The sequence below is a fragment of the Paraburkholderia sp. RAU6.4a genome (assembly GCF_050435625.1).
GTDB lineage: Bacteria > Pseudomonadota > Gammaproteobacteria > Burkholderiales > Burkholderiaceae > Paraburkholderia > Paraburkholderia tuberum.
The window spans coordinates 41,857-63,862 of the sequence record NZ_JBNDKQ010000003.1 but is presented as its reverse complement, the minus strand read 5'-3'; the positions used below and the strand labels follow the sequence as shown (position 1 = coordinate 63,862).

17 protein-coding genes and 1 pseudogene are annotated in these 22,006 nt (G+C 64.9%); 9 read left to right on the top strand and 9 right to left on the bottom strand.

Annotation, left to right across the window (positions count from 1 at the left end; translation table 11 throughout):
• Positions 1-181: 181 nt before the first annotated feature.
• Positions 182-4,861 (bottom strand): DEAD/DEAH box helicase, encoded by a 4,680-nt coding sequence (locus OKW40_RS24700; RefSeq protein WP_429492147.1) that lies wholly within the window; start codon positions 4,859-4,861, stop codon positions 182-184.
• Between the two features lie 261 nt (positions 4,862-5,122).
• Here OKW40_RS24700 and OKW40_RS24695 point away from each other — a divergent pair, with 261 nt between their 5' ends.
• Entirely contained in the window at positions 5,123-6,178 is a 1,056-nt protein-coding gene (locus tag OKW40_RS24695; protein ID WP_429492145.1) for an aldo/keto reductase, read from the top strand.
• 168 nt (positions 6,179-6,346) lie between these two features.
• Here the strand turns inward: OKW40_RS24695 and OKW40_RS24690 are convergent, their stop codons facing one another.
• From OKW40_RS24690 to OKW40_RS24680, 3 genes are all read right to left on the bottom strand, one after another.
• A complete protein-coding gene (locus tag OKW40_RS24690) occupies positions 6,347-7,684 on the bottom strand; it encodes an AAA-associated domain-containing protein (protein WP_429403028.1) in 1,338 nt (445 codons plus the stop codon).
• A 10-nt stretch (positions 7,685-7,694) separates the two neighbouring features.
• Positions 7,695-9,446 (bottom strand): ABC transporter permease, encoded by a 1,752-nt coding sequence (locus tag OKW40_RS24685; RefSeq protein ID WP_429492143.1) that lies wholly within the window; start codon positions 9,444-9,446, stop codon positions 7,695-7,697.
• Between the two features lie 214 nt (positions 9,447-9,660).
• Entirely contained in the window at positions 9,661-9,801 is a 141-nt protein-coding gene (locus OKW40_RS24680) for a hypothetical protein (RefSeq protein ID WP_184009884.1), read from the bottom strand.
• A gap of 1,066 nt (positions 9,802-10,867) precedes the next feature.
• Between OKW40_RS24680 and OKW40_RS24675 the strand changes: the two genes are divergently transcribed.
• Positions 10,868-12,364, top strand: coding sequence for a carbohydrate porin (locus OKW40_RS24675; protein WP_429492141.1), 1,497 nt, complete (start codon positions 10,868-10,870; stop codon positions 12,362-12,364).
• Between the two features lie 141 nt (positions 12,365-12,505).
• Here the strand turns inward: OKW40_RS24675 and OKW40_RS24670 are convergent, their stop codons facing one another.
• Positions 12,506-12,847, bottom strand: a complete 342-nt coding sequence (locus OKW40_RS24670; protein ID WP_184009880.1) for a carboxymuconolactone decarboxylase family protein — start codon at positions 12,845-12,847, stop codon at positions 12,506-12,508.
• Between the two features lie 117 nt (positions 12,848-12,964).
• Here OKW40_RS24670 and OKW40_RS24665 point away from each other — a divergent pair, with 117 nt between their 5' ends.
• Positions 12,965-13,945 carry a cupin domain-containing protein gene (locus OKW40_RS24665; RefSeq protein WP_429492139.1) on the top strand — a complete coding sequence of 327 codons (981 nt, stop codon included), beginning with the start codon at positions 12,965-12,967 and terminating at the stop codon, positions 13,943-13,945.
• 25 nt (positions 13,946-13,970) lie between these two features.
• Here OKW40_RS24665 and OKW40_RS24660 read toward each other — a convergent pair whose 3' ends face one another.
• Positions 13,971-14,543: an FUSC family protein gene (locus OKW40_RS24660; RefSeq protein WP_429492138.1), complete on the bottom strand. Its 573-nt coding sequence runs from the start codon at positions 14,541-14,543 to the stop codon at positions 13,971-13,973.
• Positions 14,544-14,615: 72 nt separating this feature from the next.
• A pseudogene (locus OKW40_RS24655) lies at positions 14,616-15,041 on the bottom strand (PLP-dependent aminotransferase family protein); the annotation flags it as partial.
• A gap of 16 nt (positions 15,042-15,057) precedes the next feature.
• On the opposite strand from OKW40_RS24655, the gene OKW40_RS24650 reads away from it, so the two are divergent.
• The 4 genes from OKW40_RS24650 (at position 15,058) to OKW40_RS24635 (ending at position 19,989) form a co-directional block, all read left to right on the top strand.
• Complete coding sequence (locus tag OKW40_RS24650; RefSeq protein ID WP_429494011.1) at positions 15,058-15,366, top strand: hypothetical protein; 309 nt, start codon at positions 15,058-15,060, stop codon at positions 15,364-15,366.
• A gap of 17 nt (positions 15,367-15,383) precedes the next feature.
• Positions 15,384-16,001 carry a YadA-like family protein gene (locus tag OKW40_RS24645; protein WP_429493948.1) on the top strand — a complete coding sequence of 206 codons (618 nt, stop codon included), beginning with the start codon at positions 15,384-15,386 and terminating at the stop codon, positions 15,999-16,001.
• Between the two features lie 277 nt (positions 16,002-16,278).
• The gene (locus OKW40_RS24640; RefSeq protein ID WP_184059936.1) at positions 16,279-17,064 is read left to right on the top strand and encodes a response regulator transcription factor; all 786 of its coding nucleotides are present in this window, start codon (positions 16,279-16,281) and stop codon (positions 17,062-17,064) included.
• A gap of 159 nt (positions 17,065-17,223) precedes the next feature.
• Positions 17,224-19,989: a LuxR C-terminal-related transcriptional regulator gene (locus OKW40_RS24635; protein ID WP_429492136.1), complete on the top strand. Its 2,766-nt coding sequence runs from the start codon at positions 17,224-17,226 to the stop codon at positions 19,987-19,989.
• Positions 19,990-20,027: 38 nt separating this feature from the next.
• On the opposite strand, the gene OKW40_RS24630 is transcribed toward OKW40_RS24635, so the two are convergent.
• Positions 20,028-20,441, bottom strand: coding sequence for a DUF3175 domain-containing protein (locus OKW40_RS24630; protein ID WP_187616654.1), 414 nt, complete (start codon positions 20,439-20,441; stop codon positions 20,028-20,030).
• 62 nt (positions 20,442-20,503) lie between these two features.
• Positions 20,504-21,007, bottom strand: coding sequence for a PRC-barrel domain-containing protein (locus OKW40_RS24625; protein ID WP_184059940.1), 504 nt, complete (start codon positions 21,005-21,007; stop codon positions 20,504-20,506).
• 300 nt (positions 21,008-21,307) lie between these two features.
• Between OKW40_RS24625 and OKW40_RS24620 the strand changes: the two genes are divergently transcribed.
• The gene (locus OKW40_RS24620) at positions 21,308-21,619 is read left to right on the top strand and encodes a hypothetical protein (RefSeq protein WP_429492134.1); all 312 of its coding nucleotides are present in this window, start codon (positions 21,308-21,310) and stop codon (positions 21,617-21,619) included.
• Between the two features lie 87 nt (positions 21,620-21,706).
• A complete protein-coding gene (locus OKW40_RS24615; protein ID WP_429403036.1) occupies positions 21,707-22,003 on the top strand; it encodes a hypothetical protein in 297 nt (98 codons plus the stop codon).
• Positions 22,004-22,006 lie beyond the last annotated feature (3 nt).

Genomic DNA, 22,006 nt, shown 5'->3' with positions numbered 1-22,006 from the left:
TCCCTATCAAGGCGGGCGGCGGCAGACAGTCTTCCTCATACTAAAATGAAACTGCCTCATTGTATCTAAGCGTGACAATTCGAGCGAAGAATCATTAACGTTTTGCTAAGCATGAGTATGGGCCTGCGCGGCCGCGCGCGGCGCGATTATTACCCGCCAGAACGACGCCACGATGACGTCGCTAGAGGCGGCGCGCCAGCAGCGCGCGGGAGCGTTCGCGTTCGGGCGGGTTGGCGTCGAGCGCCGCGTCGAACCGGAACTTGCCGGCCACCAGCGTGGCCGCCACCACGCCGTCGCGATACAGCACGCGGTTTCCGGTCACGGCCGGCACCTTGTCGCCGACCAGCAGCGTGCCGACGAGATTCAGCGGATCGGTCCCAGCAACGCAGATAAGAGCACCGTCGTTCGGCTGCCGGCGCACCTCGCGCAGCAGCGCAATCGCCTCGGGCAGCGCGAACTGCTCGCCCGCGAGTCCGTTGACGAACCGCCCGCCGCGGATCACGCCGCGCGCCTCGAGCCGCTGCAGAACGCGCAGCAGATCGCGCCACGGCGGAAGCCATTCGGCCTCGCGTTCGAGCACGCGCCAGAACACGACACCGTAGCGGCGCAGCAACGTCATTGCGACGTGTTCGAGCGCCTCGGGCGGTAACTGGCGCTGCCGTTCGGATGGATTTTCCGGCGCGACGGCGGACGGACGGCTCACGAGCGCCCAACGCCCAGCGTCGTCCATGCCGCCGATCAGCGCGCTCGCTCGCGCGCGCCGGCTGCTGGAAAACGCGTTGCGTTTGGCGACCGGCTTCAGCAACGCGCGCAAGCCCGCGAAGCTGTCGGAGTTCGCGAGGCCGGCCGCGACCAGCTCGCCGAGCGCGTTTTCGAGCTCCATGCGCAGCACGCGCACCTCGGCGAGCAGTTCGTCGAAGAACATCGCGCCGTGTTGCGCGAGGGTATCGTGCACGCTTTGCGCGAGCGCCGACAACTCGACCTGGCGCGCCGGATCGAGCAGCGCGCGCCACGCACGCAGCTGGACGCGCGGCAGCAGCACGATCGGCGTGCCGCGGACCGGACCGGCGGCGCCGCGCGCCCGCTCGGTCAGGCGGGTCCAGACGATCTTGCCGGCGCGGCATAGCTCATCGAGCGAACTGCTGGTGTAGGCACGCACGCGCGCGGGCAGGATGTCTTCCTCCCACGCGCCGGCCGCGGCCTGGAAGCCTTCGAGCTGGTCGAGCGCGGCGGCGAGCGCGTCGCGGCCTTCGGCACGTGTGGTCGGCGTCAGATGCTGCCATTCGAACAGGAAGCGCATGAAGTCGTGCCGCTCGACCGGCTCGATCTCACGCCGCAGCCGCCTCACCGTGTAGCGGTGGATGCGTGCGAGCAGGTGTCGTTCGCACCATTCCTCGTCGCTCGTGTGCGGCGTGAAGCGGCCGCGCAACAGATAGCCTTCGGCTTCGAGCCGGATCAGCGCCTGTTCGATCCGGTCGGCCGGCAAACCGAGCGGGCGCGCGATCGCCTCGACCGTCAGCGGGCCGAAGCCGGTCAGCCGCGCGCGCAACACGTCGACGAGCGCGTCGTCGGCGCTCCAGTTCTCGGTGTAGCCCTTCGGGGCGCTCAGCGGCGGCATGTAGCGATTGCGCGCGATGCCGGGGTACAGCGCTTCGAAACAGGTGAGGCGTTCGGCGGGCAGCCACAGTGCGCTGTCGCTGGCGTTGTCGTTGCCCGTGCTCGCGTTGGCTTGCGCGGCCAGCGGCAAGCGCGTCGCCCGGCCGGCTTTCGCCAACGCCGCAAGCAGCGTCGGCCAATCCTCGTGCGCGAGCGCCTCGGCCCCGGTGATGCACGCGAGGCCCGTCAGCGCTTCGTGCATTTCGTCGGCGTTGCGCGCCTGCGGCCACGCCTCGTCGCGCACGCTGTCGATCGCGGCGGCGTCGAGCGCGCCAAGATCGTCGGCGCTTTCAGGGTCCGTCCAGCGGCGGTTCAGCACCGCCTGGGTGCGGCGCTCCTCGATCGGCGCGTCGTCGAGATACGCGTAGGGCTTCGCGGTCAGGATTTCGGCGGCGAGCGGCGACGGCGCCGGCAGATCACGCGCGACGAGCCGCAACTCGCCGCGCTCGATGCGGCGCAGCAGCGCGAGCCAGCGTTCGCTGTCCATCGCGTCGTGCAGACAGTCGTCGATGGTTTGGTCGACTAACGGGTGGCGCGGCACCTCGCGTTCGCCGACGAGGTTCTCCAGACACGCGGCCTGCTCGGGAAACACGCTCGCGAGCAGATCCTCGCTGCGCATGCGCTGCAGTTGCGGCGCGGTCTTGCGGCCGCCCGTGTAGCGCGGCAGGCAGAGCGCGGTCGTCGCGTTCCAGCGCCAGCGCACGCCGAACAACGGCGCATCGAGCAGTGCCTGGATCAGCAGGTGTTCGGCGCTGTTCGAGTGCAGATAGCGCCAGACCTCGTCGAGCACGAACGAATGGTTGCCGGTCAGCGACAGCACGATCGCGTCTTCGGTGGCGGCGGCCTGCAACTCGAAGTTGAAGCTGCGGCAGAAGCGCTTGCGCAGCGCGAGCCCCCACGCGCGGTTCACGCGGCTGCCGAACGGCGAGTGGATCACGAGCTGGGTGCCGCCCGATTCGTCGAAGAAGCGCTCCATCACCAGCGTGCTCTGCGTCGGCAGTACGCCGAGCGCGGCGCGGGCACGCGCCAGGTATTCGACGATCTGGCGCGCGGCGGGCTCGTCGAGCGCGAGCTCGTCGGCGAGCCAGGCGATGGCGCGGTCGAGGCGCGCGGCCGTGGGTTCGGCTTCGTTCGCGGGCAGCGTGGCTGCGGCGGGTGCGGACGCCGTTGTGGTCTGCGTCGGGCTCTGCGCCACGGCAGCTTTCGCGTTGCGTCCTCTCTTTGCCGCGGATTTCGCGGGCGTTGCGGCTGCTTCGAATTGCGCCGCGGCGATTGGCACCGACGCAACCGCCTGTGACGCCGGCTCGCCCTCCGTCAGCAAACGCTCGACCTGCTCCCGCAATCTCGTGACCGCGAAAGACAGCTCGTCGCTGCGCCCCGGCGCCTCGCCGAGCCAGAACGGAATGTTCGGCGGTTGCCCTTGTGCGTCCTCGACACGCACCCGGCCACTCTCGATTCGCAGAATCCGATACGACGCGTTGCCGAGCTGGAACACATCGCCGGCGAGGCTTTCGACCGCGAAGTCCTCGTTGACGGTGCCGATGTTGATCGCCTGCGGTTCGAGCACGACGGCGTAATCGGCGTTTTCGGGGATCGTGCCGCCCGACGTCACGGCGACCAGCTTGCCGCCGCGCCGGCCGCGCAGCGTGCCGCTTACCGCATCGCGATGCACGTACGCGGCGCGCGGACCGTGGCGGCTCGTGTAGCCCTCGGCGAGCATGCGCAGTACCGCGTCGTATTGCTCGCGCGACAGATCCGCGTACGGCGCTGCGCGCCGCAGCATGTCGAACAGCGCATCCTCGCTCCACTCGGCGCTCGACACTTCCGCGACGATCTGTTGCGCGAGCACGTCGAGCGGCGCGCGCGGGATGCGTAGCGCATCGAGTTCGCCACGCCGCACGCAATCGAGCAGCGCCGCGCATTCGAGCAGGTCGTCGCGCGAGGCTGGAAAGAGCCGCCCCTTCGGCATGCCGCCGACGTGGTGGCCCGAGCGGCCGACGCGTTGCAGGAACGGCGCGATCGCGCGTGGCGAACCCATCTGGCAGACGAGGTCGACGTCGCCGATATCGATGCCGAGTTCGAGCGAAGCGGTCGCGATCAGCACGCGCAGCTCGCCGCGTTTCAGGCGCTGTTCGGCGTCGAAACGATGTTCTTTCGCGAGACTGCCGTGATGCGCGGCGACCGCGTCCTTGCCGAGCCGCTCGGTCAGATGACGCGCGGCGCGCTCGGCCATTCGGCGCGTGTTGACGAAGATCAGCGTCGTGCGATGCTGCGCGACCAGCTCGGCGAGCCGGTCGTAGACGCGCTCCCACACTTCGTTGGCCATCACCGCTTCGAGCGGCACCGGCGGGATCTCGAGCGCGAGGTCGCGCGCGCGGACGTGGCCGACGTCGATCACCGCGCACTCGGCCGGTACGTCGCTCTCGAGGCTCGCGCCGCCGACCAGAAACCGCGCGACCGCGCTGACCGGCTTTTGCGTCGCCGACAGCCCGATGCGCGGCAGGCGCCGGGCGCAGAGCGCGTCGAGCCGTTCGAGGCTCAGCGCGAGATGACTGCCGCGCTTGCTGCCGGCGAGCGCATGAATCTCATCGACGATCACCGTGCGCACCGTTGCCAGCATGCGGCGGCCAGAATCCGAGCCGAGCAGCACGTACAGCGACTCGGGCGTCGTCACGAGAATGTGCGGCGCGCGCTTTTTCAACGCGTTGCGTTCCTGCTGCGTGGTATCGCCGGTGCGCACCGCGGTGCGAATGTCGAGCGGCGGCAGGCCGAGCCTGTCGAGTTCGGCGGCGATGCCTTGCAGCGGCAGTTGCAGATTCAGGCGGATGTCGTTCGAAAGCGCCTTCAGCGGCGACACGTAGACGACCAGCGTTTCGTCGGGCAGCGTGCCGCCGTTCGCGAGGCCTTGCGAGACCAGGTCGTTCAGCGCGGACAGGAATGCGGTCAGCGTCTTGCCGGAGCCCGTCGGCGCGGCGACCAGCGTCGAGCGGCCGCTACGGATCTGCGGCCACGCGGCGGTTTGTGCGTCGGTCGGGGCGGCGAAGGTTTGCTGGAACCAGTTGGCGACGGCTGGGTGAAAACCGTCGAGTGCCTGCTGGGCTGGCGGTAAGGCTGGCGCGGCGGGGCGCGCCGCGCTCGCGGTGGAGCGGGCCTTGGGGGAGCGAAGCGCCGCGTCGAGTGCGGCGGAAGTCTTTGCCGAAGTCATGCTTGTGCAGATGAGGGCGGCGCGGGGGATATCCAGTCGGTACCGGGCAATGTCGACCGTTTTGACGGTTGTGGGTCATTCCACGCTGACGGCGCAATAGCCGCCAGTCTCGCAGGTTTTCGCCGCTCGTGCGCGGCGCATCGGGCGTCGCGCCGCTGCTGGAATTCGTAGTCTTTTGCGGCGTGTGCGCCACTCCTACCAACCTCCGCCGATTGCAGTACGCTTGACGACTCTTCCTGCACCCACGATGGAGCGTCGACAATGCGATATAACCAGTTGGGCCGTACCGGTGTGTTTGTTTCAGAGTTGTGTTTGGGCACGATGACCTTCGGCGGTGGCGAAGGCATCTGGCGGCAGATCGGCGATCTGCAGCAGAACGACGCGGAGCGGCTGGTCGGCCGGGCGCTCGACGCGGGCATCAATTTCATCGACACCGCCGACGTTTACGCGGGCGGCCTGTCCGAGCAGATCACCGGCCAGGCGCTGAAGAACCTGCAAGTACCGCGCGACAAGGTCGTGATCGCGACCAAGGTGTTCGGCCAGACCGGCGAGTTCGCAAACGCGCGCGGCGCGTCGCGCTATCACATCCTCGACGGCATCAAGGCGAGCCTGAAGCGTCTGCAACTCGATCACGTCGACCTGTATCAGATCCACGGTTTCGATCCGGCCACGCCGATCGAAGAAACCGTGCGCGCGCTCGATACGCTCGTGCAGCACGGCCACGTGCGCTACGTCGGCGTGTCGAACTGGGCCGCGTGGCAGATCGCGAAGGCGCTCGGCATCGCCGAGCGGCTCGGCACCGCGCGCTTCGAAACGCTGCAGGCGTATTACACGCTCGCGGGCCGCGATCTCGAACGCGAACTCGTGCCGATGCTGCAAAGCGAAGGCCTCGGCCTGATGGTGTGGAGTCCGCTCGCGGGCGGTTTGCTGAGCGGCAAATACGGACGCGAGCAGCAGGCCGAAGCGGACAGCCGTCGCACGAACTTCGATTTTCCGCCTGTCGATCGCGAGCGCGCGTATGACTGCATCGACGTGATGCGCGAAATCGCTGCAGCAAAAAACGTCTCGGTCGCGCAGATCGCGCTGGCGTGGCTGCTGCATCAGCGTGTCGTCAGCACGGTGATCGTCGGCGCGAAGAAAATCGAGCAGCTCGACGACAACATCGCGGCGACCAACGTCGCGCTATCCGCCGATGAGCTCGCGAAGCTGGCCGAAGTCAGCGCGCTGCCGGCGGAGTACCCCGGCTGGATGCTGGAGCGGCAGGGCGAGCAACGCCGGCAGCAGCTGGCCGAGGTTCGGCACGTCGTGCAGCGATGACGCGACGGCGTACTCGCGTTCGCCCTGGAAGCCCGAATCTTCATCGATGGGCCGCGCGAGTTTCATGCTCGCGCGCGGGCCTGAGGCGGTCGACTGGAAAAACCGCCAACTCGTGAAGACGATCCACCGCTCTCAGGTTCTCCGCGGCCATTTCGTTTCGGCACTCGCTCAGGTCTCGACGTCCGCGAGACTGAAAGTCTCCGTCTTGTCGTTGTACGAGAAGATCTCCGCGTAACGACCCCAGTCGATCACCGCATCGAGTGTCTCCTGCGCCGCGCTGTCGGACAGCAGGTCCTCGAGTTCCTGCTCGAAGCGCACGCGCGGCGCGCGATGTCCGGGCCGTTCGTTGAGCACCTTTCTGATTCGCGCGGCGAGCGGCACGCGCTGCAATAGATGATCGGCGAACATGATCTTGCGCTCCTGCGTGCTGCCCTCGGCGAATCGATGCGCGGGTGGCGTCAGGAACACGTCACCCTCGCTGACTTCGGCAAAGCCGAGGTACTGCAGCATCTCCGCGATCGGGAACAGTTCGTCGACTTCCAGCTGCAGTGTGCGCGCGATCTCGGGCATGTCGGCGCGGCCGTTGTAGGGCGCTGCAGCGAGCGTTTCGAGCAGACCGGCCATCAGGTTGGTCGACACGTTCGGCAACCAGCTGCCGGGTTCGAGTTCGCGTTTGGCCGCGGTGTCGCTGGGGCGCGCGGTCATCTTCGCGTAGATTTCGTCGACGAGCGCGCGAAAATCCGGGTCGAGCCGGTTGCGCGGATGCGCGAACGGCACTACGGTCTGGGCCACCACGCGCCCGGGGTTCGACGACAGCACGAGAATGCGATCGCACATGAACACGGCTTCCTCGATGTTGTGCGTGACGATCAGCACCGACTTGATCGGCATGCGGTCCTGGTTCCACAGGTCGAGCAGGTCGGTGCGCAGCGTTTCGGCGGTCAGCACGTCGAGCGCGGAGAACGGCTCGTCCATCAGCAGGATGGTCGGATCGACGACGAGCGCGCGCGCGAAGCCGACGCGCTGCCTCATGCCGCCCGACAGTTCGCGCGGATACGCATTTTCGAAACCGTCGAGGCCGATCAGATCGATCGCGGCGAGCGCGCGCGTGCGCCGCTCCTCGACGCCGACGCCGAGCGCCTCCAGCCCCGCTTCGACGTTCTGCAGCACCGTCAGCCACGGAAACAGCGCGAAGGTCTGGAACACCATCGCGACACCCTCGGCGGGACCGTCGAGCGGCTTGCCCAGGTAGGTCACATTGCCGCTCGTCGGCCGGATTAGACCGGCGATGATGCGCAGCAGCGTCGACTTGCCCGAGCCCGAGCGGCCGAGCAGTCCGACGATTTCGCCCTCGTGCAGCGTCAGATTGACGTCGTCGAGTACCAGCAGGTCGCTCTGGTTTTTATGGAAGCCGCGGCTCACGTGCTCGATGTTCAGCACTTGCGCGCCCACGGGCGGCGGCGACTGGAGCCGGTCGGCGGGAATGGCTTGAATGACGTTTTGCATGGGTTCACTCCTAGTCGAGTCGCAGCCTGATTTCGGCAAAGGCATACAGGGGGCGCCACAGCGCGCGGTTGAATAGCGTGACGAATAGCGACATCACGGCGACGCCAAGGATGATCTTCGGAAAGTCGCCCGCGGCGGTCGTCTCGGCGATATAGGCGCCGAGGCCGTGCGCGACCACATTGGTATCGCCCCACTGGACGAACTCGGACACGATGCTCGCGTTCCACGCGCCGCCCGATGCGGTGATCGCGCCAGTTACGTAGTAAGGGAATACGCCCGGCAGCATCAGTTGGCGCCACCATTGCCAGCCCCGGATGCGGAAATTGATGGCCGCCTCGCGGTAGTCGTTCGGATAGGCGGTCGCGCCCGCGATCACGTTGAACAGGATGTACCACTGCGTGCCGAGCACGATCAGCGGCGACAGCCAGATATCCGGATTCAGATGAAAGCGCACGATCACGATCACGAACACCGGGAACAGCAGGTTCGCGGGGAACGCGGCGAGAAACTGCGCGAGTGGCTGGACCTTCTCGGCGAGCGCCGGACGCAGGCCGATCAACACGCCAATCGGTACCCAGATCACCGAGGAGATCGCGATCAGCACGGCGACACGCAGTAGTGTGATGAGCCCGAGCACGAACACGTGACCGACCTCGTCGAGCGTGACGCCGGCACGCACATAGGCGACGACGCGATAGATCGCATAGACCGTCAGCGCGAATACGAGCACGCCGCACACGATGTCCCCCACGCGCGTCGATTTCTCGCCGCGCGGTCCGCTGGCGCGTCGCGCGCTCGCGAAAGGCACACGGAACGGAATGCGTGCGGTGGTCGCGAGCATCACGCCCGCCGGCGTCAGCAACTGATGAATCAGACGTGTGCGCCGCATCGTGTCGAGCAGCCAGGACTGCGGCGCGTTGCCCGAAGTCGTGGTCTCCATGCGGAACTTGTCGGCCCACGCGACGAGCGGACGGAACAGCAACTGGTCATAGGCGAGAATCACGACCGTCATCGTCAGAATGACCCAGCCGATCGCGTGCAGGTTCTTGTCGCTGATCGCCTGCGCCAGGTAGGCGCCGATGCCCGGCAGCGTAACCGTATGATTGCCGACCGTGATCGCTTCGGAAGCCACGACGAAGAACCAGCCGCCCGACATCGACATCATCATGTTCCAGATCAGGCCGGGCATCGAGAACGGCACTTCGAGTTTCCAGAAGCGCTGCCATGAAGTCAGATGAAAGCCGCGCGAGACTTCGTCGAGATCGCGCGGCACCGTGCGCAGCGACTGATAGAAGCTGAACGTCATGTTCCACGCCTGGCTCGTGAAGATCGCGAAGATCGCGGCGAGTTCGGCGCCGAGCACGCGGCCCGGGAACATCGCGAGGAAGAACGTCACCGTGAACGAGATGTAGCCGAGCACCGGCACCGACTGCAGGATGTCGAGAATCGGCACCAGCACGAGACCGGCGCGGCGGCTCTTGGCGGCCAGCGTCCCGTAGACCAGCGTGAAGATCAGCGACGCGACCATCGCCGCGAGCATGCGCAGCGTGGTGCGCATCGCGTACTCGGGCAGGTTGGCCGGATCGAGCGAGATCGCCTGCGTCTTTAGCGTCGACATCGGCGCGAGCGTCTCGTGAAAGCCGATCGACGCCATCGCGATCAGGCAGATGATCAGCGGGAACGCAACGAAGTCCCATCCGTTTGGACGCAGCCGTCGTGCGGATGCATTGGCGGTGCGGTTCAGGTTGAAACCGAACTCCATCAGTAACCTCCGGGGCCGTGGGTATTTGCGCACAGCGAAGTCGTGCCGCCGTGCAGGGCGGCGACACATGCATCGATTCGCGAGGGATTGTTGAGTTGGAACATGACGAATCGCAAGTTGACGAAAGGGCTCATTCAGCAAGCAACGGCCACGACGAGGCAACGCCACAATCTTTCGATAATGGCGTTGATTCGTGACAGAAACCTGGCAGGACTTAAGAGAGCAGCGACCCGATTCGGCGCCACAGCGTGACAAGCCGATTCGATTGGACCGGATCGAGCGACAGAAGCGACTCGTAGTGAGCGCGCGACTCGTTGCGATAGGGCAGATGCGGCAAAAGCAGAGCGAAATACATGACGTTTCTCCGCGCGTCGTATGTGACGCGGCAAGCGGAAAGCGGAAAGCGGGCAGACGGTCCAACGTCGCACGCTTGGCGCGGCGTCAGGTTGCTAGCTGCTTTCCTTCTCTAAGGCTGAAGGGAAGGGGCATAAACAACAACTGTCACTGTCGGGCATGGGGCTCCTCGTCGGGTTGAACTGCGCTCAGGCACGCAGCGTGGTTTTACCGGCCTCGCCAGAACCCGCGACCACGCGCGGGTATCGGCGAGCGTCGGCCGCAAACCCGAAGGCTTGCGAGGGCGTGCCAGTGCGGACGAGCGAAGGCCGCGTCCACATGGCGCTCATGATCGAGGTGCACGAAGAAGATTTGCTACGGCGCGCACCGTTCTGCCTGCTGGCGGAACGGCGGCGCGGGGAAGGGGCGCGGACGTTCTGCCGGTCAGGCAGTGAAACTGTTCGAAGATCGACTACTGCAGGTGTCCAAGGCATCAGCCCCATTTGAGAAGACGGGCGAATTCTAGACGCGGTAAAAACCCGGAGTCAACCAGATTCTGTAAGCAGAGCCAACATTTATCGACGAAGGCTTGCGCAACGAGTTCGAGAATCATTGCGTGCGGCCCCGAGAACCCGACGTTGTCTTTATGCGTTTTTTTACTTGCGCTTTTTCGGGCGACGTCAATACAATTCGCCCCAACGTATCGAAGGAGTCACCCATGGACGCATGTTCAGGCAGTGGAAGTCCGATGCCGGCCAGCGCCGGCAACACAACCGCGAGATAGTCGCCGCAGGTTCACTCCTTCGCCGCTAACTCGCCCCATTCGGGTTAGCGCGCTTCAATTCTGACCGGCCTTTGCTGCCGGTTTTCCGTAGCACGCTTCCTCTTTTCTGATCGTCGTCTGCAACCTCTGCTTGCAGAGGCGGTTGCGCTTTCGCATTGCGCTCGTTGTGCGCCGGAGTGCGTCACGGTAACGTCGCTGGCTCGCGCAAGCTTGCATGCCGGGAATGAATTGAACACACGTTTGCCACCTGCGTGTGCGAACAACAACGGAGCGATCCGCCTATAACTTCAACCCCAGATACGTGATGGAAAATATCTACAAGCGCAGACCGCAGAGCTCCGGCGGTGCCATCGCCGTGAGCGCGGTTCTTTCTCTCGGCCTCGTTCCTTGCGCGTTCGCGCAGACACCCGGCGAAGCCGCGCCGACGCAAGCGGCGCCATCGACCGCCCCGGCCGCCCCGGCTCCCGGCGCCACGGACAATGCGGCGCCCGCCGATCAGAGCGTCGCCGCGCCCACGGGATTGTGGGAGCGCCCGAACCTGCTCGGCGACATGGGCGGTTTGCGTCCGTGGCTCGGCAACTACGGTGTGACTTTCAATCTGCAGGAGACCGGCGAGTACATGGGCAACCTCTCGGGCAGGACGAATCGCGGCGGTGCTTATCAAGGCTTGACCGAGTTCGGACTCGTCGTCGATACGCAAAAGGCGTTTGGATTGCCAGGCGGCACTTTCAACGTGTCCGGTCTGCAGATTCACGGCACGAGCCTGACCGCCAGAAATCTGCAAACGCTGCAAACCGCGAGCGGCATCGAAGCCGACGCCGCTACCCGTCTGTGGGAACTGTGGTATCAGCAGTCGCTCGGCAACGTCGACGTCAAGATCGGTCAGCAGAGTCTCGATCAGGAGTTCATGGTCAGCCAGTACGCGGCCACCTTCATGAACGCGACGTTCGGTTGGCCAGTGCTGCCGTCCGTCGATCTGCCGGCGGGCGGCCCGGCCTATCCGCTGTCGTCGCTCGGCGTGAGGGCGCGGGCGTCGTTCGCGAACGGAGTAACCGTGTTGGGCGGCGTATTCGACGGCAATCCGGCGCCAGGCGTCGGCGATCCGCAAAAGCTCAACGCGAGCGGCACGAACTTCAATCTCGGCAACGGCGTGCTCGTGATCGGCGAACTGCAGTACGCGATCAACCAGCCGTCGGCGAATGCGTCCGATCCGAAGCCGGCCGGCCTGCCGGGCACCTACAAGCTCGGCTTCTGGTACAACAGCAACCACTTCGCGGATCAGGGTTTCGACACGAGCGGCCTGTCGCTAGCGAATCCGGCGAGCAACGGCGTGCCGACGAGTCATCGCGGCAACTACAGCTTCTACGCGGTCGCCGATCAGATGGTGTGGCGCGCGGGCTCCGACAGTCCGCGGTCGCTCGGTGTGTTCGCGCGCATCATGGGTGCGCCGGGCGATCGCAATCTGGTCGATCTCGGCGTGAACGCGGGCGTGACGCTCAAGGCGCCGTTCAAGGGGCGCGACAACGACGTGGTCGGGCTCGCGCTCGGCTATGCGAAGATCGGCTCGCACGCGCAGGATCTTGCGAGCGCGCAGCCGCTGTACACGCCGGGCTATCCGTCGCGCGGCGCGGAGACCATGCTCGAAGCCACCTATCAGTATCAGGTCGCGCCGTGGTGGATGCTGCAAGCGGACTTCCAGTACTTCTGGCGGCCGGGCGGCGGAATTCCGCACCCGGACGATTCGTCCCAGCGCATCGAGAACGAAGCGGTTCTCGGTTTGCGCACGACGATTCAGTTCTGAGGAACGGTCACCAGGCTGGTAGGCGTTTGATCGATCGCTGCAACAAGGGCCGCGCGCCGCATCGCCGGACATGATCGGTCGATGCGGCACGTAAGGACGGACGACGACTTGGCGATCGCTGCGGCTAATCATCAGTCTCGCTTACCCCTGCGTGTGCGCGGCGACCGCGTCCAGCGTGCGCGCCGAGTACACCAGCGTCGCGCCCGCGTTGATCGCCATCGCGACGCCGAGCGCTTCGGCGATTTCCTCGCGGGTCGCGCCGTGCTTCAGCGCCTCGGCCGTATGGACCGTGATACAGCCGTCACAGCGCAGGCTGACCGCTACCGCGAGCGCAATCAGCTCGCGCGTTTTCGCGCCGAGCAGATCGGTCTTCTGACCGGCGCTCGACATCGCCTGATACGCCTTCACGCTTTCGGGCGCGAGCTTCGACATTTCGCCGATACGGCCGAACAGTTCCTTGCGGTAATCGATCCAGTTCAACATGGCAGTGCTCCTTGGTCCATTGCGCGCCGGCGGTTGCCGGCGTCGTGGGACAAAGTATTGCGCCGCGCCGCGATATCCTGAATACTGATTCGACTCAACTTTTAGCGCGCTCGTCTCATGGACACGCTCAGTCGCCTGATCGACCTTGCCCGGCCGCAAGCGAGTCTCGATCTTCGCTGCCTGCTATCAGGCGCATTCGACATCGATCACGCGCCGCTGGAGGCGGGCGTCGCGCCGTTTCATCTGGTGCTCGACGGCAGCTGTGTGATCGAGACCGCCGCCGGCGTGCCGCTCGAATTGCAGGCCGGCGATTTCATGCTGTTTCCGCGTGGCGCCGCGCATCGCATGCGCGACGTAAAGCGCTCGGCGGGTGGCCTGCCGTTGACGCTCGGGCATGACGGCATGCTGCCGGTGCGGCGCAACGATGGCCACGAAACCACTGCCACGGCCGCGCACGCGCCCAACGACAGCGCGATTCATGACGGCGTCGATCTGCTGTGCGGCCGCTTCGTCTATGCAGCCGGTTCATCGGCGTTGCTGCTCAATGTGCTGCCCGATCCGCTGCACGTATCGCTCGGGGATGCGCAAACGCTCGATGCGTTGCAGGCGGTGATCACTCTGATGCGCGGCGAAGCGGAGCGGCGTCAGCCTGGCGCGCTCGCGATCGTGACGGCCTTGAGCCACGCGCTGTTCGCGATGGCACTGCGCGTGCACGGCGAGCGCAATGCGAACGGCACCGGGATGCTCGCGTTGCTGACGGACGCACGCCTCGGCGCATCGGTGCAGGCCATGCTCGACGCGCCCGAACGCGCATGGACGATCTCTGAACTCGGCGAGCGCGCGGCGATGTCGCGCGCGACCTACGCGCGCCACTTCAACGAGCGCGCGGGCGTGACCGTGATGGATTTTCTGACGCAGATCCGCATGGCGATCGCCAGCGATCTGCTGTTGCGCACACAACGCAGCGCGGCGGACATCGGCGAGGCGGTCGGCTATCAATCGGAGGCGGCGTTCGGCAAGGCGTTCGCGCAAAGCGTCGGTGTGACGCCGGGACGTTACCGGCGCCGCACGCCAACGGACGATGCTCTGGATGACTGACTAAAGACTCAACGCGTGGGCGATTCTATCTGGGCGGTCCGCCCTTGCTGAACGCGCGCTTTTCGAACGACGCCATCAGTCGCGCGACCACGAGCGCGCAGACCGTGCCGAGCGTCACTTCGGCAAGCCGCAGCAAGGCCTTGTCCCACGCCGGGCCGATGCCTGGCGCCAGCAGCATGATCGTCGCGGTGATGCCGCCGAGGCGCGCTGCGCTGCCGACGTTGACGACCCAGCAGATCAGGATCGCGACCGCCACGGTCGCCGCGTACGCGGCAAAATGGCCGCCGCCCGCGAGCGTGCCGATCAGCCCGAAAATACCGCCGACCATCGCACCGATGAACTGGTCGCGCGACAGCTTGCGGGTGTCGAGATAACTATGCTGGCTCACCGCGATCGCGGTGATCGCGGCCCAGAATGCCTGCTCGGTGTGCAGCGCGCGAGCGATGCCGAACGCGAGACTCGCGCCCGCCACGGCCTGCACGGCCATGAAGCCGCCCTCGATCAAGCGGTCGCCGAGCGGCAGCGTCTTCAGGAAAGCGAACAGCGCATCGGCGGCGTGCGTGCGTGAGGAAGGGCTTGAATCGTCGGACGGAGTCATCGGATGAAGGCGCGCTCGGCGGGGAGGGGAGTGCCGTATTCTAGCGGCTCCGCTTTACGCTTCCACTGCTAGCTAGATCGTGCCGAACAGCGCGCGCGGCCGGTCGCGTAGCGTGTGCGCGAGAATCTGCAGGCCACGCGTCAACTGCTCGCGCGACTCGGCGCAAGCGAGGTTGATGCGCACGCCGTGCTCGACCGTCGAGCGATCGACCGCGAACGCGGATGCGGGCATCGTGTTGACCCCGCGCGCGAGCGCGTTTGCCGCGAAGTCGTCCGAGCGCCACGGCGGCGGCACGCGCAACCACACGAACATGCATGCGGGGTCGCTCTTCAGATGCTCGGCGGGCAATAGTTCGCGCGCGATCTCCTGGCGCGCGCGCAACTCGGCGCGCTGCGCGTCGAGGATCGTCTGCGCGGTGCCGTCCTCGATCCAGCGCGTTGCGATCAGCGTCGACAGCGGCGCAGGCATCCATGCGGTCGTTCGCACCGCTTCCGCCGCATGGGGATCTGATCAGATGCCTTATACGCTGTTCGAGGTACAGCAGGGGCAGTGGAAGAGTCAGCGGACCGTGGGCGGCAGTGTGGGGTGTGAGCGTTGTTCAGACCGGGCCGGCTGTCAGCAGCGCGCGTTCACCGGCGAGGCGATCCGCTTCTCGACATCCGACGTTGCGATCGCGGCGATCAAGGACGGCCGCGTGCAACCGGGCAAGGTCGTCGTGATGCGCGGCGCTGGCGTGTGCCCGACCGATGCCGTCAATTTCAGGCAATTGACTTCGTTGTCGACTTCGACCTCAACTGACATCAGCTCGCACAAAGCGACGTAACGTCGCTTTCCGCCGCGCTGACCACGACCAACAGCAGCCTCGCTTCCCTGTCCACCGGCCTCGGCGACGCGGTCCAGTACGACGACCCATCCCACACGAAAGTCACGCTCGGCGGCGCGGGTTCGTCGGCGCTCGGCGCGAATGCGGTTGCGGCCGCGCCCAACTCGGTCGCGCTCGGTGCGGGCTCCGCCGCCAGCGACGCGAACTCGGTGTCGATCGGCTCGCTCGGTCACGAACTGACGATCTCGAACGTCGCGCCGGGCGTCAGTCCGACCGACGCGATCAACATGCAGCAGTTGGACTCGGTTCAGCAGGGGGTGAACGCGGCGGCGCGCCAGGCCTATTCAGGCATCGCCGGCGCGACCGCGTTGACGATGATCCCGGACGTCGACCCCGGCAAGACCCTCGCGGTTGGAATCGGCTCGGGCAACTACAAGGGCTACACGGCCGTTGCAATCGGCTTTTCCGCGCGCGTGACCTCCAACCTGAAGGTCAAGGGCGGCGTCGGTACGAGCGCGACGGGGAAACCGGCTGTATGTCCGCGACGATCCCGATCCATTACCGCCGCCGACGCGCGGCCGGATGCTCGCGCGCCAGATCGAATCGCTGATAAGGGGGGTGATCGTGCAATATGAGCCCCCCCCTTCGAAAACACCATCCCCCCCTCCCAAAGGGGGGGATTTGAAAAGCGACTGGCTCTATCTTTCTTCTCGAAATTCACAAGGCATACGGGGCCGGCGCCGCTGGCCGCTCACGCCGACCTGGTGCCGTATGCGATTTTTTTATGTTGGCTTTTCGTCCTGTTTGAACTGCTTGCTCGTGTGAGTGGAATTCCAGATGCAAATGTCTTTCGCCGCATCTGTCGAGCGGGCCGGTCTTCAAGTCGCCAGGGCGAAAGAAGAAAGGTGATAGATGAATATCCTGTTGGTGGAAGACGATCCCGCGCAAGCTGATTCGGTCGAAAGGGAAATCGGGCAATCCGGGCATCGAATAAACAAGGTCGAGCGGGGCAAGGACGCAATCAGTTTTCTTCAGGCCAACGAGGTCGATCTCGTGGTGCTCGACTGGGAATTGCCGGGCATGAGCGGTTTCGAGGTGCTGTACTGGATACGCCGTCACCTGGGCCGCGAACCCGCGGTGCTGTTCGTGACCAGCCGACTTCTGGAAGTCGACATCGTGCAGGCGCTGGACGCCGGCGCGGATGACTACGTCGTCAAGCCGTTCCGGGCCAAAGAGCTGGGGGCACGGGTAGGCGCGCTGTTGCGTCGCACAAGACGCAGCATCAAGGTGGAAAGTGCAATCGCGGTTGGGCCGTACGTATTCGACGTCACGCAGCGCAGTGTTTTTCTGCACGGCGAATCGATCTTGTTGACGGAAAAGGAATTCGACGTGGCGGCCTATTTCTTCGCGAACGTCGGACGGGTCGTTTCCAAGCGGCTTCTGGCGAAGCTTGCGTGGGGCCGCGAGTTGGATAGTACGTCGCGCACGATCGACACGCATATCTACCGGCTGCGACGCAAGCTGGCCCTGCATCCGGACAACGGCGTGCGATTGACGACCGTCTATACGCACGGCTACCGCCTTGACGAGGCCGATGCTGGCAGCGCGGAAGCGCAAGCGCCGGCGAGCACCGAGCCGGAAGACGCTGTCGCGAAGAACGACGGGTCCGAGCAGGGCGCGCAAAGCGATCTCCGCTAGCGATCCGACACGAGACCATGAGCGACCTGAAGCGGATTGCGCTGGTCGCGCCTCGTTGCGCGGCTCCTCATTGAGTCGTCACACGGTTCGGCGTATCTTGAAAACAAATTCACAACGATCCTCCATGCCTCTCACGGATAGCCGGTGAGAGGACAACTCATGAATACAACCGCTGATAGTTTCGAGCGTGAATGGATCGTGTCGCTGATCCAGACCAAGATGATGCCGCCGCGTCTTCCCGCGGGTTGCGTGCAACGGCCGGGATTGCTCCGGCGACTCGATGAACGGCGTCCGGGTCACATTACGCTCGTGACCGCGCCCGCGGGTTTCGGCAAAACGACCTTGCTTGCCGCGTGGAGCGAAGCGCAAACGAGAAAGAAGCGTCCCGTTGCGTGGCTCAGTCTCGATGGAGAAGACGACGATCCGCAGCAACTCGGGGCCTATCTGGTGGCGGCGCTTTGTCGCGCGTCGAAGGAGATCGCGTGGCAGGCACAGCAACTTCTCGATAACGATGCACACACACCGGTCAGAACGGTCATTTCAGTGCTGATCAATGGCATTGCCGCATACGGCCGCGGTGTTTTCCTGGTGCTCGACGACGTCGACCGTCTGAGCGCGAAACCCGTTCTCGCGATCGTGTCGCGCCTGCTGCGCTACGCGCCCGACAACCTGCACGTGCTGCTCGGCGCGCGCGGTGAACCGGCGCTGTCGCTGAGCGGGCTGCGCTCGCCCGACAAACTTTCGCGTGTGAATGTCGACGATCTGCGCTTTTCGCTCGACGATGCTCAGGCGTTTTTCGACCACACCGGTAACGCGCTGCTCAACCGCAACAGCGTCGAGTTGTTGAACAGCGCGACCGAAGGCTGGGTGGCCGGTTTGCAGCTGGCTTCGCTCGGACTGAACCGGATCGATGACGTGGCCGCGCTCGCCAGTCATCTCGCCGGTTCCCGCTTCGGCATCGATCGCTACCTGAACGATACGGTGTTTGCGCATTTGCCGCCGCCCATGCTGACGTTTTTGCTTTACACGTCGATTCTCGAGCGGCTTACGGCGACGCTGTGCGACGATGTCATGGGCGGTGAGGGCGAAAGCGGAGAAAAGCTGGACTGGCTCGAGCGGCATAACGTGTTCATCCGGCCGCTCGATGAGACGCAGAACTGGTATCGCTATCACGCATTGCTGAGCGATGCGCTTCGCCGCCGTCTCATGCGTCAGACGCCACGACAGGTTCCGTTGCTGCATCGCCGGGCCAGCCTGTGGTTCGCGCGGGCTCGCCTGTGGCGCGAAGCCGTGCGACATGCGCTGGCAGCGGGCGACATCGGGCAGGCGGTGCAGTGGGCCGAAAACTGTGCGATGGAGATGCTCCAACGCGGCGACCCGTTCATGCTGCCGGGCTGGATTCGCAAACTGCCGCCGGACGTGATCGCGGGTCGACTGCGCTTGCGTCTGGTGAAAGCCTGGGCTCTCGCGATGTCGCTTGAGACCGCGCGCGCGTCGAAGGAGATCGGCGAGATTGCCGACGAGTTCGAACGAATGGCCCGTGATGATCGGTCGGTAGCCGACGAGGTCGCATGGGCGGAGATCAACGCGATCCACGCGGTGATCGCTTGCGTGAACGACGACAGCGAACATGCGCTGGAACTCGGGCGTGCCGTTGAGGCATCGACGGCGCCTGCGGAACCGTGGGTACGCCATTACGGGCAAAGCGCGGAGATTTTCGGCTTGATGTATAGAGGGCAGTTCGCCTACATCTCCCGCGTATGGAGAGCGCGGGTCGATCAGGTGGGACTCAGCCGGAAACCGAACAGCGCGGATATGTTGCGCGACGCGGTGTACGGCATCGCCGCGCTGATACACGGCGAACTTCCCGATGCGAGGCGGGTGATGGAGGTCGCGATGCGGTACTCCGAAGACAAGCTAGGAGAGTGGTCGGCGGGCGCGGCCGCGGTAGCCGGTTGCCTTGCGTCGATTTACTACGAGTGCAACGAGCTGTCCAAGGCGCGGAAGTTGATCGACGGTCGCATGACCATCGCGCTGGAGACTTCGCCGCTCGCCGCATTGATGCGCTATATGCTTACCGCGTCGCGCCTGCTGTGGCGGGATGGCAAAAAAGGGCCGGCACTCGCCGTTCTCGAGGACGGTCGACAGCTCGCGATAACCCGTCGATGGTTGCGTCTGAAGGTCGCGTGCGATGCGGAAACCGTCAGACAGCTGCTTGCCGACGGTAGGGTGGTCGAGGCGCGACAGGTCACCGACGAACTGAGCGCGAGCGTACCGATGATGTGCGAAGGGCGACGGGGTTCGGCGATGGAAACGTGGGCAAGCTACTGCGTGCTGCAAGCCCGCGTTCTGCTCGCTGAAAATGCCGCCGGCGACGCGGTTGGTTTTCTCTCGCGCTCACTCGACAATCTGGTTGCACTGGGCTGGCGCTATGCCGAGGCCGTCGTTTCGCTGCTGCTTTCTCTCGCGCATGAGCAGAACGGTGCTTCGGAACAGGCGTTCGCCGCGCTGGGAAACGCGCTGCGGATCGGCGGCGCGATGGGGATGATCAATAGCTTCGTGGACGAGGGGCCGCCGATGCGTGCGTTACTGGAACGCTTTCGCCGCACGCCATCGGAAATCGCGACCGGGCACGCCACGTATATCGGCACGGTGCTGTCGGCTTTCGACGAGGCGGATAACACGCCATCTTCTTCGTCGAGCTATGCCAACACGAAGATAACGCCGGGCACACTGAGCGCGCGAGAACTCGAAATACTGGGCTACGTCGCTCGCGGGCTGTCCAACAAGGAAATCGGACGATCATTGAGTCTGGCACCCGAGACGGTCAAATGGCACATGAAGAACGTGTTCGAAAAACTGAACGTCAATTCGCGGTACGAGGCCGTGCAGAGTGCCTTCGGCATTCAGCCTGGAGCCGACTGAAGCGCCGTGCCGCGTGATGGCGCCGTCATCCGGTCACCTCACCGCGGCTCTCGTCCAAACGCTTCGCGCAGCTTGCGCTTGGCCCGCTGCAACGTATCGCGCCGCTCCTTCGGCAGGTTTCGGCCCGCTCGATTGATGTAGAAATTGAGCATCGACATCGCCGATTGAAACGGCGTGCCCTTGCGTCGACGGCTCGCCGTCGACGAGTGCTTCAACGATTGCGCGATGGACTCCGCGCTGCCGGTTTTGAAAATATCCTTCTGGATGTCCATCGCGTCGCTCGTTTCCATTACGTGATGCGACCATCTCTTCGCGCCGGACGCGCCGTTCGACTTCGCGGTTTTGGCGCGATGCGCGGCATGCGCCTGCGCGTGGCGCTGACGCGGCGGCCGTCCCGACTTGCCACGAGACACAGGGCGTTTCGATTTGCTGCTGGTCTTTCGGGTCGCCATTGTGTTCTCCCCTGAAGCGGAATGTCGGACTCGCCACGCGTCGAAAATGGTCGATTTGGCGATCAGAGCTTCACGCCACCGGCCTCGGGCGCATCCGACGAACCCGCGGGAATGTCACCGACGCCGAGGTCGTCGCGCCTCGTATAGACGTCGCCCCAGTACGGTTCGCTGCCGTAGTACTGATGCACGGTGGTGGCCCACGTCTGATCCGCCATCGATGGCCAGTGATCCTTATCAAATCCCGGTGCGTTCTTCACGCGCTCGGCCACCATGTTCAGCACGAAGCATTTTTCCTGCGTATCGAGTGTCAGCGCACTCCACGGAATCGCGAGCAGCTTGTCGCCGATGCCGAGAAAACCGCCGCTCGACAGCACCGCATACGCGACGCGGCCCGAACGCACGTCGAGCATGATGTCCTTGATCTTGCCGATGTGCTCGCCGTCGCTGCTGATAACCTTGTTGCCGTCGAGCGTAGCCGCTGCCATAACATCCGGACCTGGGCCTTCCGCGGTCGCGGCGCCTTTACCGACGATGTTCGCACCTTGTGTCTGGGTCTGCATCACCATGATGGGCTCCTTTTTGAAGGGGTGAATGTACCGAGGCATTTAGCAACGGCCGTTCCATCTAGCCATGCGGCGCCGTTACGCCGTGGCGCGCGGCGCATCCGCGCGACGAGGCACCGCGTGCGTAAAGGATGCGAGCGCGTTTGCAATTATTTCGTCAGTGCCGACGCCAGCGCTGATCAGCAAAGCGCGATGCGCGCATGCGACGACTGCATCGCGCGGCATAGGCCTTGCTCGATTCTCAGTGATGGCAGCAGGGAACCGAAGGATCTCACACGTCCTTTTACTTCAAGGAGAACCCAGATGAGCAAGTATCCGAAGGCATGGCTGTTCGCGGTATGTGTGGTCGCGTCGGGCGCCGTCGCGTCGGGCGCCGCGTTCGCGCAGGCGGGCGGCGGTAACGGCAATAGCGGCGCCGGCGGCGGCAACGCGCATGGCGCGGCGACCGCGGCGCCGACGGCGGGCAACGAGCCCGCGTCGAATGTCACGGGCAGCACCATGGGATCGACTTCGTCGATGAAACATCATCACAAGAAGTCGAAGGCAAACAAGCCGATGACCGATACGACGAACACGCCCGGCGCCAATGCCAGCAGCGATACGAAGGGACAGTAACGCTGGATCGATGCGGGCGCGGCCATGCACCTGTGCGTTCATCGTAACGCGCCGGCGGTATCGCGCTCCCCATCGAGGGAGAAAATCGTGACTAAGAAGATTCATTATCAGGCGAACATCTGCGGCGGGGACTTCGCGCATGTTCGCGAGTGCTTCAGCAACTGGAAGGCCGAGACGCTCGTGTATCGTCGGCAACAGCCGATGTTCGAAGGCAAGCAGGAAGTGCGGCCGTTGACGGAGCGTGTGTTCGACAATGGTGAAGTCGCGCATAGCACGCTCGCGCGCGTATGTTCGCCAAACGATGCCTATGCGCTGGCGGCGGAGATACGCGACGGCGAACGCGACGTTTGGCTCGTGATGGCGGCGTTCGAGGAAGACGTTTGAGCC